Source organism: Actinoplanes sp. NPDC048967 (assembly GCF_040649415.1).
Lineage (GTDB): Bacteria > Actinomycetota > Actinomycetes > Mycobacteriales > Micromonosporaceae > Actinoplanes.
This window is the reverse complement of sequence record NZ_JBEZFL010000003.1, coordinates 811,111-826,984: the sequence shown is the minus strand read 5'-3', so window position 1 is coordinate 826,984 and position 15,874 is coordinate 811,111. Positions and strand designations below refer to the sequence as shown.

At 74.1% G+C, this 15,874-nt stretch carries 14 protein-coding genes; 5 read left to right on the top strand and 9 right to left on the bottom strand.

What is annotated here, in order from left to right; translation table 11 throughout:
• Nucleotides 1-2: 2 nt before the first annotated feature.
• Nucleotides 3-812: a class I SAM-dependent methyltransferase gene (locus tag AB0C12_RS16430; RefSeq protein WP_360548560.1), complete on the top strand. Its 810-nt coding sequence runs from the start codon at nucleotides 3-5 to the stop codon at nucleotides 810-812.
• 3 nt (nucleotides 813-815) lie between these two features.
• On the opposite strand, the gene AB0C12_RS16425 is transcribed toward AB0C12_RS16430, so the two are convergent.
• Complete coding sequence (locus tag AB0C12_RS16425) at nucleotides 816-2,051, bottom strand: pyridoxal phosphate-dependent aminotransferase family protein (protein WP_360548558.1); 1,236 nt, start codon at nucleotides 2,049-2,051, stop codon at nucleotides 816-818.
• 236 nt (nucleotides 2,052-2,287) lie between these two features.
• On the opposite strand from AB0C12_RS16425, the gene AB0C12_RS16420 reads away from it, so the two are divergent.
• Nucleotides 2,288-4,348 carry a methyl-accepting chemotaxis protein gene (locus AB0C12_RS16420; protein WP_360548556.1) on the top strand — a complete coding sequence of 687 codons (2,061 nt, stop codon included), beginning with the start codon at nucleotides 2,288-2,290 and terminating at the stop codon, nucleotides 4,346-4,348.
• A 65-nt stretch (nucleotides 4,349-4,413) separates the two neighbouring features.
• Here the strand turns inward: AB0C12_RS16420 and AB0C12_RS16415 are convergent, their stop codons facing one another.
• Nucleotides 4,414-4,836, bottom strand: a complete 423-nt coding sequence (locus AB0C12_RS16415; RefSeq protein WP_360548554.1) for a protein-tyrosine phosphatase family protein — start codon at nucleotides 4,834-4,836, stop codon at nucleotides 4,414-4,416.
• Nucleotides 4,833-6,533: a dihydroxyacetone kinase subunit DhaL gene (dhaL, locus tag AB0C12_RS16410; protein WP_360548552.1), complete on the bottom strand. Its 1,701-nt coding sequence runs from the start codon at nucleotides 6,531-6,533 to the stop codon at nucleotides 4,833-4,835. The genes AB0C12_RS16415 and dhaL overlap by 4 nt, the downstream gene beginning before the upstream one ends.
• Before the next feature lie 195 nt (nucleotides 6,534-6,728).
• On the opposite strand from dhaL, the gene argS reads away from it, so the two are divergent.
• Nucleotides 6,729-8,387, top strand: coding sequence for an arginine--tRNA ligase (gene argS, locus AB0C12_RS16405; protein WP_360548550.1), 1,659 nt, complete (start codon nucleotides 6,729-6,731; stop codon nucleotides 8,385-8,387).
• Here argS and AB0C12_RS16400 read toward each other — a convergent pair.
• Complete coding sequence (locus AB0C12_RS16400; RefSeq protein WP_360548548.1) at nucleotides 8,384-9,334, bottom strand: RDD family protein; 951 nt, start codon at nucleotides 9,332-9,334, stop codon at nucleotides 8,384-8,386. The two genes, argS and AB0C12_RS16400, sit on opposite strands and share 4 nt — an antisense overlap.
• 40 nt (nucleotides 9,335-9,374) lie before the next feature.
• On the opposite strand from AB0C12_RS16400, the gene AB0C12_RS16395 reads away from it, so the two are divergent.
• Both AB0C12_RS16395 and AB0C12_RS16390 read left to right on the top strand, forming a co-directional pair.
• A complete protein-coding gene (locus AB0C12_RS16395; RefSeq protein ID WP_360548546.1) occupies nucleotides 9,375-10,370 on the top strand; it encodes a stage II sporulation protein M in 996 nt (331 codons plus the stop codon).
• A gap of 4 nt (nucleotides 10,371-10,374) precedes the next feature.
• Entirely contained in the window at nucleotides 10,375-10,791 is a 417-nt protein-coding gene (locus tag AB0C12_RS16390; protein ID WP_360548544.1) for a hypothetical protein, read from the top strand.
• A gap of 5 nt (nucleotides 10,792-10,796) precedes the next feature.
• Here AB0C12_RS16390 and AB0C12_RS16385 read toward each other — a convergent pair whose 3' ends face one another.
• From AB0C12_RS16385 to AB0C12_RS16365, 5 genes are read right to left on the bottom strand one after another with little or no spacing between them, the layout of a single operon-like run.
• Nucleotides 10,797-12,116, bottom strand: coding sequence for a DUF58 domain-containing protein (locus tag AB0C12_RS16385; RefSeq protein ID WP_360548542.1), 1,320 nt, complete (start codon nucleotides 12,114-12,116; stop codon nucleotides 10,797-10,799).
• A 7-nt stretch (nucleotides 12,117-12,123) separates the two neighbouring features.
• Nucleotides 12,124-13,071, bottom strand: coding sequence for a MoxR family ATPase (locus AB0C12_RS16380; protein WP_360548540.1), 948 nt, complete (start codon nucleotides 13,069-13,071; stop codon nucleotides 12,124-12,126).
• Between the two features lie 23 nt (nucleotides 13,072-13,094).
• Nucleotides 13,095-14,432 (bottom strand): DUF4350 domain-containing protein, encoded by a 1,338-nt coding sequence (locus tag AB0C12_RS16375; RefSeq protein ID WP_360548538.1) that lies wholly within the window; start codon nucleotides 14,430-14,432, stop codon nucleotides 13,095-13,097.
• Nucleotides 14,429-15,010, bottom strand: a complete 582-nt coding sequence (locus AB0C12_RS16370) for a DUF4129 domain-containing protein (protein WP_360548536.1) — start codon at nucleotides 15,008-15,010, stop codon at nucleotides 14,429-14,431. The genes AB0C12_RS16375 and AB0C12_RS16370 overlap by 4 nt, the downstream gene beginning before the upstream one ends.
• On the bottom strand, nucleotides 15,007-15,843 hold the full coding sequence (locus tag AB0C12_RS16365; RefSeq protein ID WP_360548534.1) for a hypothetical protein: 837 nt from the start codon (nucleotides 15,841-15,843) through the stop codon (nucleotides 15,007-15,009). The genes AB0C12_RS16370 and AB0C12_RS16365 overlap by 4 nt, the downstream gene beginning before the upstream one ends.
• Nucleotides 15,844-15,874: the final 31 nt, after the last annotated feature.

The window sequence follows — 15,874 nt, the reverse complement described above, 5'->3', positions numbered from 1 at the left end:
GCATGACGAGTTCACTTGCCCTTGACGGGATCAAAGCACGCCAGCAGAAGACCTGGGCCAGCGGCGACTACGGCGCGGTCGCGGCCCTGATCCAACCCATGTCCGAGGCGCTCGTGCAGGCCGCGGACCTGTCCGCCGGGTCGCGGGTCCTCGACGTGGCCACCGGTACGGGCAACGCGGCCATCGCGGCGGCCCGGTGCCTGTGCACGGTGACGGGCGTCGACTACGTACCCGAACTGATGGACCGCGGCCGGGCCCGGGCCGCCGCCGAACACCTTCCGGTCCGCTTCGTCGAGTGCGACGCCGAGGCGCTGCCGTGCGACGACGGCGAGTACGACGCCGTCCTGTCCGTGGTCGGCGTCATGTTCGCGCCCGACCAGGAACGCGCGGCCGCCGAACTGACCCGGGTGTGCCGGCCGGGCGGCACGATCGCCCTGGCCAACTGGACGCCGGACGGCTTCATCGGCGAGCTCTTCCGCACCGTCGGCCGCCGCGTCCCGCCGCCGCCCGGCGTGCGCGCGCCCGTCGAATGGGGCAACGAGCCGCGGCTGCGGGAGCTCTTCGGCGACCGGGTCACCGACCTGCGGGTGACCCGGCGCGAGTTCGTCTTCCGGTTCGGATCCCCGGAGGACTTCGCCGACTACTTCCGGGCGCACTACGGGCCCACGCTGAAGGCCTTCGAGGCGCTCGGCGAGGACGGCAAGCTGCTCCACGCCGACCTGGTCGACCTGGTCACCCGGTACGACGTGGCCACGGACGGCACGATCAAGGTGCCGTCCGCGTACGTCGAGGTGCTGGCCACCCGCGTCTAGCGCTCAGTCGACCGGCCGGCGCGGCTGGGGGACGGCGGTCCGCAGCGCCCCGTCCCCGGCCAGCTCGGTCAGTACGTCGTTGAGGGCGTCGACCTGGGCCTCGGTGTGCGCCGCGGTCAGCTGGACGCGGAAGCCGATCTCGTCGCGGGGCACCCCCGGGTACGGCGCCAGCGTCACGTACTGCCCGGCCCGCCACAGCCGCTCGGAGACGGCGATCAGGTCGTGCTCGGGCGAGATCGGGATCTCCACGACCGGGGTGTCGTCCCGGTTCAGGGTGTGCACGCCCAGGCCCCGGACGTGCGAGAGCAGCTTCATGGTCAGCCGGTAGAGGTGCGTGCGCAGCTCGTCACCGCGCTTGTCGTTGACGTCCAGGCCGGCCATGACCGTGGCCAGCGACGCCACCGGGGACGGGCCGGAATACAGGTACGTCGGCGCGGCGACCTTCAGCCGGTCCTTGACCGCCGTCGGCAACGCCAGGTACGCCAGCAGCGACGAGTAGGCCTTGGAGAAGCCGCCGACCAGGATGATGTCGTCGTACGTCTCGCCGCTGTGCTTGACGATGGCGTTGCCCCGCAGCCCGTACGGGGACTGCTCGACGGGACTGCGCTCACCGATCACGCCCATGCCGTGCGCGTCGTCGACGTACAGCACCGCACCGTTCTCCCGGCACAGCCGCGCGTACGTCTTCAGGTCCGGGATGTCGCCGGTCATGCTGTTGACGCCGTCCATGCAGACCATCACCGGCCGGGCGGTGGCCTCCCGGAGCAGCCGGGCGAGCTCGTCGGTGTCGCCGCTGCGGAAGCGGCGCAGCGTCGCGCCCTGCCCCCGCGCGAACACACACCCGTCGTAGATGGTCTTGTGCGCCCGGCTCTCCATGATCAGCGTGCCCTGCTGGACCAGCGCCGGGATGACCCCGAGATGGATCTGGGAGATGGTGGGCAGCAGCAGGACGTCCTCCGCGCCGAGCAGGTCGCTCAGGCGCTCCTCGAGCTGCGGATAGAGCCGCGGGCTGCCGAGCATGCGCGACCAGCTCGGGTGGGTGCCCCACCGGCGCAGCTGCGGCTCGACCGCGCCGATGACCTCCTCGTCGAGGTCCAGGCCGAGATAGTTGCAGGAGGCCCAGTCGACCAGCCAGTCCTGGCCGATCCGGATCCGGCGGCCCTCGATCTCGTCGATGACGGCGTCGTACATGCGGCTGTGCAGGCGCAGGTCTTCGATGTCGTGCGTCAATGCCGGCACGAGTGAACCCCTCTCCCAGAACGAATCATGAAGGCGTACCCGGGCGGCTCGCGGATGAACCCGGCGGATGCAGAATGCAGGGACGATCACGTCAGGCGGGTTTCCGCGGTGGCGAACTCGGTCTCGCCCACTGTGCCGTTTCGCCCGATCATGAGGCTTTCGCGTGGTGGAATCGGGGCATGCGGATGACGGTGAGGGCCGAGCACGCGGCGTACCGGGATCGGCCCTAGCCGGCGATGCAGAGTGAATCCACCGCGCCGGCGCTGCTGCGCCCGGTCCTGCCCATCGCGGACCGGATGCGCACCAGTACGCGCCTGGCCGCCCTCATCCTGGTGCTGATGATCCCCGGGATCGTGGCCACGTCCGCCTATGTCCGCGAGGCCCGGGCGCAGATCGCCTTCAGCGAGGCCGAACGGCAGGGCCTCGAGGTGGTCCGGCCGGCCCTGCTGGCGCTGGCGAACACGGTCGCCGCCCAGGAACCCGACCTGGCCGCTGTCCGGGCCGCCGTGGCCGCCCATCCCGAGCTGCGGCTCGACGACTCCGTGCGGGCCGTGCCGGGGCGGCTGGGTCCCACCCCGATCCAGCGATTCGCGCTGGCCACGGCGCTGGCCGGGCTCATCACCGACGCCGGCAACAACTCGAATCTGATCCTGGACCCGGACCTGGACTCGTTCTACGTCATGGACGCCCAGATCGTGCAGCTGCCGAAGGCGCTGCTGGGCGCGGCCAAGATCGCCGCGGCCGATCTGACCGGCGGGACCAACGCCATCGCGACCCAGGCGGTCCGGGCGGGGGAGCTGGCCACGGCGGCCGACAATCTGCGGTACGACGTGAGCACCGCGGCCGCCAACACAGCGATGGACGGGCTCGACAGCCGGCTGACCGAGATCGCCGCCGCGGCCGACGCCATGACCGCGCTGGCCGGCCGGCTCACCGACAATCTGGGCCGGCCCGGCCCGGTCGACGTGGGCCCGGTGGCCACGGCCATGGCCGGCGCGGTCGGGCCGCTCGCCGAGGTCCTGGACGACCTGCTCGAAATCCGGGTGGACGGTTTCGAACGCGAACGGCTGATCGTCCTCTGCGTCACCATGGGCGGTTTTGTGCTCGCCGCGTGGTTCGCCGTCGGCGTGCTGTGGCGCACCCGGCACGACGTCGCCCTGGCCGTCCGCGGCGTCACGGCGATCGCCGACGGCGACCTGGAGACGCGCCCGGTCCCGGCCGGCCGGGACGAGCTCGGTGACATCGGCCAGGCCTTGACCACCGCCCGGTCCCGGATGGTGGCCCAGGAGGAGGAGCTGGCGCGCGCCCAGGTCGTCCGCGAGGAGCAGCTGCGGACCAGCTTCCAGCATCAGCGGCAGGCCGAGCTGCGCCTGCGGGACCGCGCCCAGCACATCATCGACGGGTCGACCACGGTCATCGCCGAGGAGCTGCGCCGGGTGACCGACCAGGTCGGTGACGTCCGGCGGGCGGCCGAGACCATCGACAGCGGCATCTCGGCCACCGGCGCGGCCACCGAGGCGGTGGTGGCCGACGCCCGGCGGGCCGAGGACGTGATCGCCTCGCTGGAGCAGAGCCTGCGCCGGGTCGCCGAGACGGCCACCCTGGTCAAGGGCATCGCGGGGCAGACCCGGCTGCTGGCCCTCAACGCCACCATCGAGGCCGCCCGCGCGGGTGAGCTGGGCCTGGGCTTCACCGTCGTCGCCGACGAGGTCAAGGAGCTGGCCAACAGCACGTCCGTCTCGACCGAGCAGATCGCCGGGACGATCAGCGAGCTCGAACGCGACACCCAGCAGATGGCCGACACCATCGCCGCGATGGTCGCCGGTATCGCCGGGGTGGGCGACGCCGCCACGTCGCTGCGCGCGGTCGCCGCCGACCAGGGCACGGTGGTGGGCCGGCTGGCCGACCAGATGGGCCGCACGATCGGCCGGGTCGAGGAGATGTCGGGCCTGTCCGCGCAACTCGAACGCCGGGAGAGTGACCGGGTGACCATGTCCGGCACCGTCCGGGTGCAGCGGGCCGGCGACACCTACACGACCGAGATGATCAACGTCAGCCGCGGCGGCATCCGGGTCCGCCTGGACGCGGCCAGCCCGCTGGGCATCGGCGACGCCGTCCGGATCGAAAGCCTCGGGCCACTGCACGAGGGCATCCCGGCCCGGGTGGTCAGCCTGGGCGCCGGCGACGAAGCGGGTGAGGCCGGCCTGCAGTTCATGATCCCGGACGACGCCCTGGCCGAGCGGGTCGACCGCTACGTCGCCGACCTCATCGAGGGCGCCGCCCTACCGGCGACCTGAGGCCGGATGTCCGAGGCCGGACGCCCGACGCCCGAGGCCGGCCATGCCTAGCCGGCCGGCCGGCCTCATCGGAACGTGCGGACGTAGCGGCGTTGCCACGGCGTTTCGACAGCCCCGCGGTGATAACCGGCGCGGACGAAGGCGACCGCCTCCGACGGGGGCACGCCGTCGAGCACGGCCAGGCAGGCCAGCGCCGTACCCGTGCGTCCCCGGCCGCCGCCGCAAGCCACCTCCACCCGCTCGTCCGCGGCCCGTTCCCAGGCCTCGCCGAGCAGCTTCACCGCCTGGTCCCGGTCGGCCGGCAGCCGGAAGTCGGGCCAGCGCAGCCACCGGCTCTCCCACGCCACCGGGGCCGGTTCGGCGCCGAGCAGGTACACCCCGAACTCCGGTACCGGCCCGGGCGGCAGCGGCCGGCGGAGTCCCCGCCCGCGCACCAGCCGCCCGGACGGCAGGGCCAGGATCCCGGGTCCGGCGGGGTCCCAGGTCATGCCGCGGTCAGGGACGACGCCACGGACGACAGCCACAGCACCACGGCGCGGGCGCCGGGGTCCGGGTGGCCGATCACCCGGTCGCCCAGGTAGCTGGAGCGGCCCAGCCGGGCCTGGATCGCCGTGGTGCCCTGCGCGCCGTTGCGGGCCGCGTCCACCGCGGCGGCCAGAGCGTCCCGGCCGGAGCCGCCGTCGCGCAACGCCGCTGCCATGGCCTCGGCGGCCGGGGCCAGGGCGTCGACCATCGTGCGGTCGCCGACCTCGGCCCCGCCGACCTCGCGGACGCCGTCGGTGCCCGCTCGCAGCGCCGCCGACCACGCGCGGGCCGGGTCGTCCGGGCCGGCCTCCTCCAGGGCGGCCGCCGCGCGCAGCAGCATGATCGCGTACAGCGGGCCGGAGGTGCCGCCGATGCTGCGCCGTACGGTCGCCGACGTGGCCCGCAGCACCGCCGCCGGGCCCTGCTCGCCGGGATATTCGGGGCATTCCGCGAGGACCGCCGCCGCGCCGCGGGCCATGCTGATGCCCATGTCGCCGTCGCCGACCTCGCGGTCCAGCTCGGTCAGCTCGTCGCGGTGGGCGACCAGCGTCTCCGCCACCGCTTCCAGGGCCCGGCGCACCGGATCATCGGCCGGCAGCGTGCCGGTCGGGCCCTCGGCCGGAGCCGGCGCCGGGATGACCGCGCCCTCGGCCGCCGGGATGGTGCGCGGCCAGGCCGGCGCGGTGGTCGGCGCGTCCAGGGCGGTCAGCAGCTCCTCGTCGACGGCCAGCAGGCTGACCGAGACACCGGCCATGTCCAGCGCGGTGAGGAAGTTGCCGGCCCAGAGCCGGGGCACCGGGTTGCCGCGTTTGCGCAGCTGCCGGACGGCGGCGTCGGTCACGATGGACAGCTCCATCGGCGGGGTCGCGCCGAGCCCGTTGACCAGCAGCGCGACCGGCTGACCGGGAGCGATGCCCCGGTCGTCGGCGATCGCGGTGACCAGCCGCTCGGCCACGTCGTGGGCCTCCTGCAGGGCGGCTCGTTCCACCCCGGGTTCGCCGTGGATGCCCAGGCCCCACTCCGCCTCGTCGGCGTCGAGCAGGAAACCGGGCTGGCCGGCCGCGGGCACGGTGCACGCGCTGAGGGCCAGGCCCATCGTGCCGACCGAGTCGGCGACGCGCTGGGCCCGGCGGGCCACCTCGGCCAGCGGCAGGCCGGCCGCGGCGGCCGCGCCCGCGACCTTGTGGACCAGCACGGTGCCGGCGAGGCCCCGGCGGCCGGCGCCGCCCTCGGCGGCCAGCGCGACGTCATCGGCGACCACGACGGTGGCCACGTCGACGCCCTCGGCCCGGGCCAGCTCGGCGGCGAGGCCGAAGTTGAGGCGGTCGCCGGTGTAGTTCTTGACGATCAGCAGGACGCCGCCGGGTGTCGCCACCGCCCGGATGGCGTCCAGAACGGCGTCCACGGACGGCGAGGTGAACACGTCACCCGCGACCGCCCCGGTCAGCATGCCGGCGCCGACGTAACCGGCGTGGGCCGGCTCGTGCCCGGCGCCGCCGCCCGAGAGCAGGGCGACGTGCCCGGCCGCCCGGACGTCGCCGATGTCGGTACGGACAGCGGTGGTCGAGCCGGCCAGGCGGGCGATACCGGCGGCGGTGAGCGTGAGTCCGTCCAGGGCCTCACTGACGACATCGTCAACGGCATTGATGAGCTTCTTCACCCGGATCATTCTCCTCCCCAACACGCGGATCGACCCGGTAACATTCCCGCCGTGCACAGCAACTACAGCGAGCGACGCCGGATGAGCCCCCTCCGGTTGCGTTAGCACGTGCCTCCAGCCGGCGGGTCGATCCCGCCGGCGTGAGTGGCACCGGCACCTGTCGACCCGTCTCCGCGTCGAAGTCGATGGGTCGTCATGAATCTCGAAGCTCTCCTCACCGCCCGGCTCGCCCCCGCGTTCGCCCAGGTCGCCCAGGCGACCGTCGATCCGGCCGTACGGCGTTCCCGGCACGCCGACTTCCAGTCCGGCGCGGCACTGCCGCTGGCCGGCCCGCTCGGCCGGCCGCCGCGCGACATCGCGGCCCGCGTGCTGGCCGCGGCCGACCTGGCCGGGATCGCCACCGCCGAGATCTCCGGACCCGGTTTCCTCAATCTGCGGCTGACCGACGAGGTGATCGCCGCGGGCGTCAATGACCTCGCCGCCGATGCCCGGCTCGGGGTGCCCCGCACGATGCGCCCCGAGCGGATCGTCGTCGACTACTCCTCGCCGAACATCGCCAAGGAGCTGACCGTCGGGCACCTGCGCTCGACCGTCATCGGTGACGCCATCGCCCGGCTGCTGGAGTGGCTCGGCCACGACGTCGTGCGGGCCAACCACCTCGGTGACTGGGGCACGGCGTTCGGCATGCTCATCGAGCATCTGGGCGGTGGGGACGCCGACGAGATCACCGATCTGACCGCTTTCTATCAGGCGGCGAGGGCCCGCTTCGACGCCGACGAGGACTTCCGGACCCGGTCGCGGCTCCGGGTGGTGGCGCTGCAGGGAGGCGACGAGGACACGTTGCGGCAGTGGCGGCACTTCGTCGCGGCGTCGCAGCGGTACCTGCTGGCCGCGTACCACCGGCTGCGGGTGACGCTCGCTCCGCAGGACTTCACCGGCGAGAGCTTCTACAACGACAAGCTGGAGCCCGTGGTGGCCGAGCTGGCCGGGAAGGGCCTGCTGCGGGAGAGCGAGGGCGCGCTGTGCGCGTTCCCGCCGGGCTTCACCGGCCGCGGCGGCGATCCGCTGCCGCTGATCGTGCGCAAGAGCGACGGCGGTTTCGGGTACGCGGCCACGGACCTCGCCGCCCTGCGGTACCGGACCGGTGAGCTGGGCGCGACCCGGCTGCTCTACGTCGTCGGCGCCCCGCAGCGCACCCACTTCGCGATGGTCTACGCGGTGGCGGCGGCCGCGGGCTGGCTGCCGGCCGGCGTACGGGCCGAACACGTCGGCTTCGGCTCGATCCTGGGCACCGACGGCAAGATGTTCCGGACCCGCTCCGGCGACTCGGTCAAGCTGGCGGCCGTGCTGGACGAGGCGGTCACCCGGGCCGCCGCGCTCGCCCCGTCGGCCGAGGTGGCGCGGGCGGTGGGGATCGGCGCGGTCAAGTACGCCGATCTGTCCGGCGACCGGATGTCCGACTACGTGTTCGACTGGGACCGGATGCTCGCGCTGACCGGCAACACCGGGCCGTACCTGCAGTACGCGTACGCCCGGACCCGGGGCATCCTGCGCAAGGCGCAGGCGGCGCCGGGACCGATCCGGATCACTGCCCCGGCCGAACGCGCCCTGGCGGTGGAACTGCTGGGCTTCGCCCAGGTGGTGACCGGGCTGACCGAGTCGCTGGAGCTGCACCGGCTGGCCGGCTACCTGCACGGGCTGGCCCAGACCTTCAGCGCCTTCTTCGAGGCGTGCCCGGTGCTGAAGGCGCCGGCCGGGGTCCGGGAGAGCCGGCTCGGCCTCTGCGAGCTGACCGGCCGCACCCTGCGGCAGGGCCTCGACCTGCTCGGCATCGAGACACCGGAGCGGCTCTAGAGCGGACGCCCTTCCTCCTTGACGACGCCGAGCAGCGGCCGGTTGGCGCCCGCCGGGTCCCAGGTCGGGTCGGTGACGGCCGGCTGGGCCCAGTCCAGCCGGCCGAAGCCGGGCCAGATCCGCTGGGTCAGCGCGCGGGTGGTGTGCACCCGCCGGCCGGCCCGGCGGCGGCGTTCGGCCAGCACCGCGCTGAGGAACATCCAGGGCGGGATGCCGGGCGGCGGGGCCTGGGAGATCTTCTCGGCGACCTCCTGAGCCAGGGTGTGCGCGAAGCGCCCGTTCTGCGGCTGCCGGATCTCGCCGGCCCGGGCCAGGTAGTGCCGGGTGGCCAGGGCCAGCTCGTCGTCGAGGCCGCTGAGGTCCAGCTCGGCCGCCCAGCCGGCGAGCTGCGGCGGCATCGACGGCACCCAGCCCCACGGCGCCGGGGACCGCTCGTGGATCACGAACGTGCCCGCCGCCTGATCGCCCAGCCGCCGGCCCTGCGGCGAGAAGATCATGGTGGTCAGCGCGACCGCCCAGGTCAGCGGCGGGAACAGCAGACCGGGCCACTCCACGGCCACGCCGACCAGGGTGCGGGTCAGCGCGTGCCGCAGCCGGATCGGGCCGCCGTCGACCCGGACCACCCGCAGGCCCATCGCGCGCTTGCCGATGCTGCGGCCGTTGGTCAGCGTCTCGGCGATCGTCGGGTAGGCGATGAACACACCGATGACCCCGATGGTGAAGGCGGCCTGCATGAAGGCGCCGTCGGCCACCCCCGGCGGCAGCACCGACGTGCCGATCCCGATGAGCATGACCGTCAGCAGGACGAAGACCAGCTGCATGGCGATGTCGATGATCAGCGCCAGGCCGCGCGAGCCGACCCGGGCCGGGCGTACGTCGACCTCGACGGCCTCCCCGTTGACGATCGGCTCGTCGCTCCCGCCGCCCGCCGGCACCGCCACAGTCATGCGGGTAGTTAACCCGATCGGCGTTGGCTACGCTGCGCCGGTGGACCTGGACGCGTACGTCGCCGAGCGCCGCGGGGAGTGGAACCGCCTCGAGGTGCTGGCCCGCCGCCGGCGGCTGTCCCCGGACGAGGCCGACGAGCTGGTCCTGCTCTACCAGCGGGCGGCGACCCACCTGTCCGTGGTCCGCAGCCACTCACCGGACCCGATCCTGCTGGCCTCGCTGTCCCAGCTGGTCATCGCCGGCCGTTCGGCGGTCACCGGCGGCCGCAGCTTCTCCTGGCAGCCCGTCCGGCTCTTCTTCACCTCGGCGTTCCCGTCCCAGCTCTACCAGGCCCGCCGCTGGTGGCTGACGGTGATGGTGGTCGACGTCCTGGTCGCCTGGGCCCTGATGTGGTATTTCTCCGCCCACCCGGACGTGATCAGCACCTTCGGCACCGGCCAGGAGCTGCAGCGCTACGCCGAGCAGGACTTCGTCGGCTACTACAGCGAGTTCCAGGCGCAGAACTTCGCGGCCAGCGTCTGGACCCACAACGCCCTGATCGCGGCCCAGTGCCTGGCCTCGGGTGTGCTGATCCTGCCGGTCATCTACATCCTCGGCCAGAACATCTTCGCCCTGGGCATGTCCGGCGGCGTGATGATCTACACGGGCCACGCGGACACCTTCTTCGGCTTCATCCTTCCGCACGGCCTGCTCGAGCTGACCTGCATCTTCGTCGGCGCGGGGGTGGGCCTGCGGATCGGCTGGGCCTGGATCGCGCCCGGCCCGCACCGCACCCGCGGCCAGGCGCTGGCCGAACGCGCCCGCGGCGGCATGCTGGTCGCGCTGGGCCTGGCCGTGACGCTGGGCGTCGCCGGACTGCTGGAGGCGTACGTGACACCGTCCGGCCTGCCGACCGTGCTGCGGATCGGGATCGGGGCGGTGGTGTGGGTGGCCTTCATGGCGTACGCGCTGGGCGTGGGCGGCGCCGCGCACCGCCGGGGCGAGACCGGTGACCTGGCCCCGGAGCACTCGGTCACCCCGGTGCCGACCGCCTAGCCCAATGGACTCCTCTTCCTCCGCGCCGTTCCTGCTGGCGTCGGGCGCGCTGCACCTGGGTTTCCAGCTGACGGTGTCCCTGGTCGTCTATCCAGCGCTGGCCGACGCGCCGGAGTCCGCCTGGCGCGAGATCCACGACGCGCACAGCCGCCGGATCACGCCGGTGGTGGTCATCGTCTACGGCCTGCTCGTCGTCGCCTGCGGCTGGGCGGTGCTGGCCGGACCGGACGGCTGGACGATCGTGTCCGTCGCCGCCGCGGCGGTCGCCGGGCTGCTCACGGCCTTCGGTGCGGCGCCGACGCACGGCCGGCTGGGGCAGAGCTGGTCCCGGGAGCTGGTGCACCGGCTGCTGCTGATCGACCGGGGCCGGACCGCGGCGGCGGTGGTCTGTGCCGTGGCCGCGTTCCTGGCCGCCCGCTGAGCGGGTCAGAGGCGCCCGGCTGCCTTCAGCATCAGGTAGACGTCGGCCACCTTCGAGGCGAAGTTCTCGCGCAGCTCGTCCACGACCAGCACTCCCTGCTGTTCCAGCAGCGCCCGCACCCGCCCGCGTTCGGCCAGGGCCAGCTCCGCCGCCGCGGCCACGTGCACGTCCGTGGCGGTGGCGCCCTCCGGCGGCAGTTCAGCCAGCTGCGCCGTCTCGGGGTCGCGCACGCTGGCCAGGACCACCCGGTGCCGGGTGGTCAGCCGGGACAGCATCGGCAGCAGGCCCTCGACGATCGGTGCCGCGTCCAGCGCCGTGAAGATGACCACCAGCGAGCGCTTGTGGTCGCGGCGCAGCAGGTCGCCGGCCGCCAGCCCGAAGTCCGTCTCGACCAGCGCCGGCTCCAGGGCGGCCATCGAGCTGATCAGGCGGGGGAGCTTGGTGCGGTGGCCGCCACCCTCCACCTTGGCCCGGACCGCCGTGTCCAGGGCCAGCAGGTCGACCCGGTCGTCGGCCTTGGCGGCCAGTACGGCCAGCAGCAGGGCGGCGTCGATGGCGGCGTCGAGGCGGGGCTCGTCGCCGATCCGGGCCGCCGAGGTGCGGCCGGTGTCTAGGACGCAGATCACCCGGCGGTCGCGTTCCGGGCGCCAGGTGCGGACCACCACGTCATGGGTACGGGCACTGGCCCGCCAGTCGATCGAGCGCACGTCGTCGCCGATCACGTACTCGCGCAGCACGTCGAACTCGGTGCCCTGGCCGCGCCCGCGGGTCACCACGGCGCCGTCGAAGATGCGCAGCTTGGCCAGCTTCTCGGGCAACAGCCGGCGCGACGGGAAGCGCGGCAGTACGCGCAGTGTCGACTCCGGCGTGACGGCTTCGTTCCACTTCTGCCGCCGCTGCCGGTACGCGAGCCCGAGCGGCCCGTACGAGCGCAGCGTCACCCGCACCGCCCGCCGGTCGCCGTGCCGGGTCGGGGTGAGCGTGGTGGTGAGCTCCTGTTCCTCGCCGGGCAGCAGGTTGAACCGGTGCTCGGTGTTGTCGGCGCCGGCGGACGGCACCCAGCGGTCGCGCAGCCGCAGCCACAGCGGCCGGCGGGCGGCGTTGCCCACGGTCAGCGCCATGGTGGTCGTCTCGCCCAGCCACACCGTCGCCTCGCCCGAGCGGCGCAGGGTGACCCCGGTGAGCGGTGCCGCGACCAGCACGTCCAGCGTTGCCGCCACGACCGCGAGCCCCAGCACGGCCGCGGTCAGCAGCCACGGGCCCGGCAGCAGCGCGGGCAGCGGGAGGCCCAGCGCCAGCAGCAGCGCGAAACGCCTGGTGATCACGGTCGGCTCAGCGGGGCGCGGGCACGGCGCCCAGCACGGTCCGCAGCACCGAGTCGGTGGAGACGCCGTCCAGCTCGGCCTCGGCGCGCAGGCGTACCCGGTGCCGCAGGGTCGGGATGGCGAAGGCCTTCACGTCGTCCGGCAGCACGTAGTCGCGGCCGCTGAGCCAGGCGCGGGCCTTGGCCACGGCGAGCAGCGCGGTCGTGCCGCGCGGGGATGCGCCCAGCTCCAGCGCGGGTGACACCCGGGTGGCCCGGCACAGGTCCACGATGTACTCCAGCACCGGCTCGGCGACGGCGACCCGGCGGGCGGCCTCGCGGCCCGCGGCCAGGTCGGCGGCGGTCGCCACCGGCCCGACCCCGGCGGCCTTGAGGTCCCGCGGGTCGAAGCCGTGGTGGTGCGCCTTGAGCACGCCGAGCTCCTCCTCGCGCTGCGGCAGCGGCACGGTGAGCTTCAGCAGGAACCGGTCCAGCTGCGCCTCCGGCAGCGGGTACGTGCCCTCGTACTCGATCGGGTTCTGGGTGGCGACCACGATGAACGGCTCGGGCAGCCGGCGGGTCTCGCCGTCGGTGCTGACCGTGCGTTCCTCCATGGCCTCCAGCAGCGCCGCCTGGGTCTTCGGCGGGGTCCGGTTGATCTCGTCGCCGAGCAGCAGGTTGGTGAAGATCGGCCCGGGCCGGAAGTTGAACGCGGCGGTACGCGCGTCGTAGACCAGCGAGCCGGTCACGTCACCGGGCATCAGGTCCGGGGTGAACTGCACCCGCTTGGTGTCCACGTCCAGCGCCGCGGCGAGCGCCCGCACCAGCAGCGTCTTGGCCACCCCGGGTACGCCCTCGAGCAGCACGTGCCCGCTGCAGAGCAGCGCGATGACCACTCCGCCGACCACCGCGTCCTGGCCGATGACCGCCTTGGCGACCTCGGCCCGGAGGCGCTGCAGCGCGTCGCGTGCCGCCATGGCCTCCATCCCTGCGGAAGACGTCACGTCAGATTCCCCTCGTCTGTTCCCTGTTGCCAGTTCTGCTGCCCCGTCACGAACCGGACCAGGTTCTGCACGGTCGTCGCGGCGCGGGCGAGCTCCTCGTCGCTGTCCTCGACGCCGCCGCTGAGCATGTGCCGGACCTCCAGCACCGGCTGGCCGACGGTGGCCGCGACGCGCTCCGCCACCTCGTCGGCCGGGACGTCCGCGGGCAGACCGTAGTGCTCGGCCAGCCGCGCCCGGGCCGCGCCCTGCAGAGTGGCCAGCGACGTGCTGCGCGCCCCGGCCCGCTGGTAGAGCCCGCCCAGGCCGCGGACGGTCTCGGCGGCCCGGACCCGGACCGGCAGCGGCTCGGCGACGGGGGCACCGAGCCGGCGCGCGGAGGCCGCGGCCAGCGCGAGCGCGGCGAGGGCCAGCAGGGCCAGGGTGGCCCACACCGCCGGCGGGAAGGCCCGGGCCAGCGGGCTGTCCGAGACGCCGTTGCCGCCGCCCTGGGTCGAATCGGCCTCGCCGCCGTCCTGCGGCTCACCGGTCGGCTCCTCGTCGGGCAGGTCGCCGTCGGGGCGTTCGCCGCTGTCGTCCCCCTGATGGTCGTCGGTGCCGGGATCCGGCTGCTGCGGCTCGGTGGGCCGGCCGGCGCTGTCGTCGGGGTCCGGCTCGCGCTCGTGCAGGTCGAGCCAGATCACCGCCGGGTCGCGGGCCAGCAGGCCGCGGGCCAGCGCCCGGTTGCCGTGCTCGTCGGCCCGGTCGTTGCGGAACGGGTCCGCGGCGCCGACCAGGGTCATCGCGACGCGCTCGCTGCGGAACTCCACCAGGCCGTCGTTGTAGCAGCGCACGGCCTGGTAGGCGGAGACGTCGTACCGCAGGCGCTGCACCGCGGCCGGGCCGGCGGCGTTCACGTAGTCCGTCGAACAGCCCGGCTGGGGCGCCGTGGCCGTCCAGCGTGGCCCGCCCACCGGGACGGAGAGACCGGCCGCGGTCAGCTGGTCCTGGCCCGGCGCGACCATGACCACGCGGACCTGCTCCGGCAGCGCGGCCAGCCGGGGCAGGTAGGACGGGTGCATCAGCTCAGGGGTGGTGACGAAGAGCGTGACCGGCCCGCCCACCTCGGCGTCGGCGAGTGCGTCGAGGCTGCTGCGGTGCACGGTGATCCGTACCCCGGCGCTGGTCAGGGCATCGGCGAGCAACCGCGCGCCGTCGCCTTCGTCGCTGGTGGGGGACAGGAACGAGGCATCGGTCGGGTCCGGCTGCTGCACCACGTGCGCGACACCGGTCATCGTGGCCAGCCCGGCGACGACGACGAGCGGCAGGACGAAACGCAGCCAGCGGCGTGACTTCACGACGGAACCCCGCGTATCCGCATCCGGACGTCACCGGTGAGGGCGCGCATGCGTTCGTCGTGGGCGGGCAGGGCCGGGCGGTTGCCGTACCAGATCTCGGAGAACAGGTCGGTGGCCCCGGCGAGCGAACCGGCGACGGCCGGGCGCTGCGCGGCCGCGGCCGCCGCGACCTCGGCGGCGGTGTTGCCGGGCAGCGGCGCGACCACGCCGGCGGCGGTGAGGTCGCCGACCACGTCGCGCAACCGCTGCCGGATGGCCTCGGCGTAGCGGCCCTCGGCCGCCAGCCGGTCGGCCAGCAGCGTGCCGTCGGCCAGCACGACGGTCGGGGCGAAGACCGGCTCGACCTTGGTCTTCGCCTTCCTTGCGGCCTTGGGCTTCCGGGTACGCCGCCGGCGCGGCAGCCGCCAGCGGGGCATGCGCAGGCGCGGCATCCGGGGCAGCCGGGTCGGCACCCACGCCGGGTACCAGTACCAGAGCGCGCCGGTCAGCCCCGCGATCGCCAGCAGGAGCAGGAGCAGCACCTGTGGCGGGACGACGTCGAAGACCGCCGCCGCGAACTCGTCCCAGACCCGGGTCACCGGGCGTACACCAGGGCGGCGGAGTCGTCCTCGCCGCGGCTGCGGGCCCGGCCGACGGCGATGTCCAGTCCCTCGGTGCGGATCCGCGTCTCCAGCAGCAGGACGGCGGCGACGCAGGCCAGCGCGGAGTAGGCCACGGCGTTGGCGAGCACCCAGGCGGCCGGGGTGAGCCAGGTCAGCCAGGCCGGCTCGCCCCCGCTGAGCTGGGTCAGCACCCACACCCACCCGCTGCCCAGCGCGAACCGGATGACGAACCAGGTCAGATAGGCGCTGAGCAGGGTCCAGAAGCCGCGCAACGCGCCGCGCGTGGTCAGCCGGGCCGAGCGCCACAGCGCACTGAACGGGTTGCCGGCCCGGTCGATGACCAGGACCGCCGAGGTGAGGCCGAACAGGCCGTACAGGATCAGCCAGGGCACGAACCCGGCGAACAATGCGACTCCGCCGGCCAGGCCGAGCACGAGGGCGATGCTGACGGTGGACAGTGGCCGGGTGCGCGACCAGAGCTCACGATGGCGTACCGCCCGGCCGAGCAGGGCCGGAGCGGCGGCGGCCGCGGCGAGGGCGCCGAGCAGCGTGAGGATGACGGTCTCGGTGGCGAAGCCGAGCGCGGTGACGATCCACCACTGCCCGAAATGGCCACGCGCCGGACCGTAGTAGGGCGCGGTGACGAAGGCGGCGGTGCGCAACGGCACCAGCAGGGCCTGCTCCAGCAGCCCGAGGACGGCGGCCGTGGCGAGCAGGGGAAGGGCCCGGGCCCGCAGCAGGGCCATGGCGGCGTCCAGCAACTCACCGAGCGTCATCGGACGCAGCGGCAGGTCCGGCTGCGCAGGCATGGCGGCGATCCTACGAGATGCCCGCCGGTCC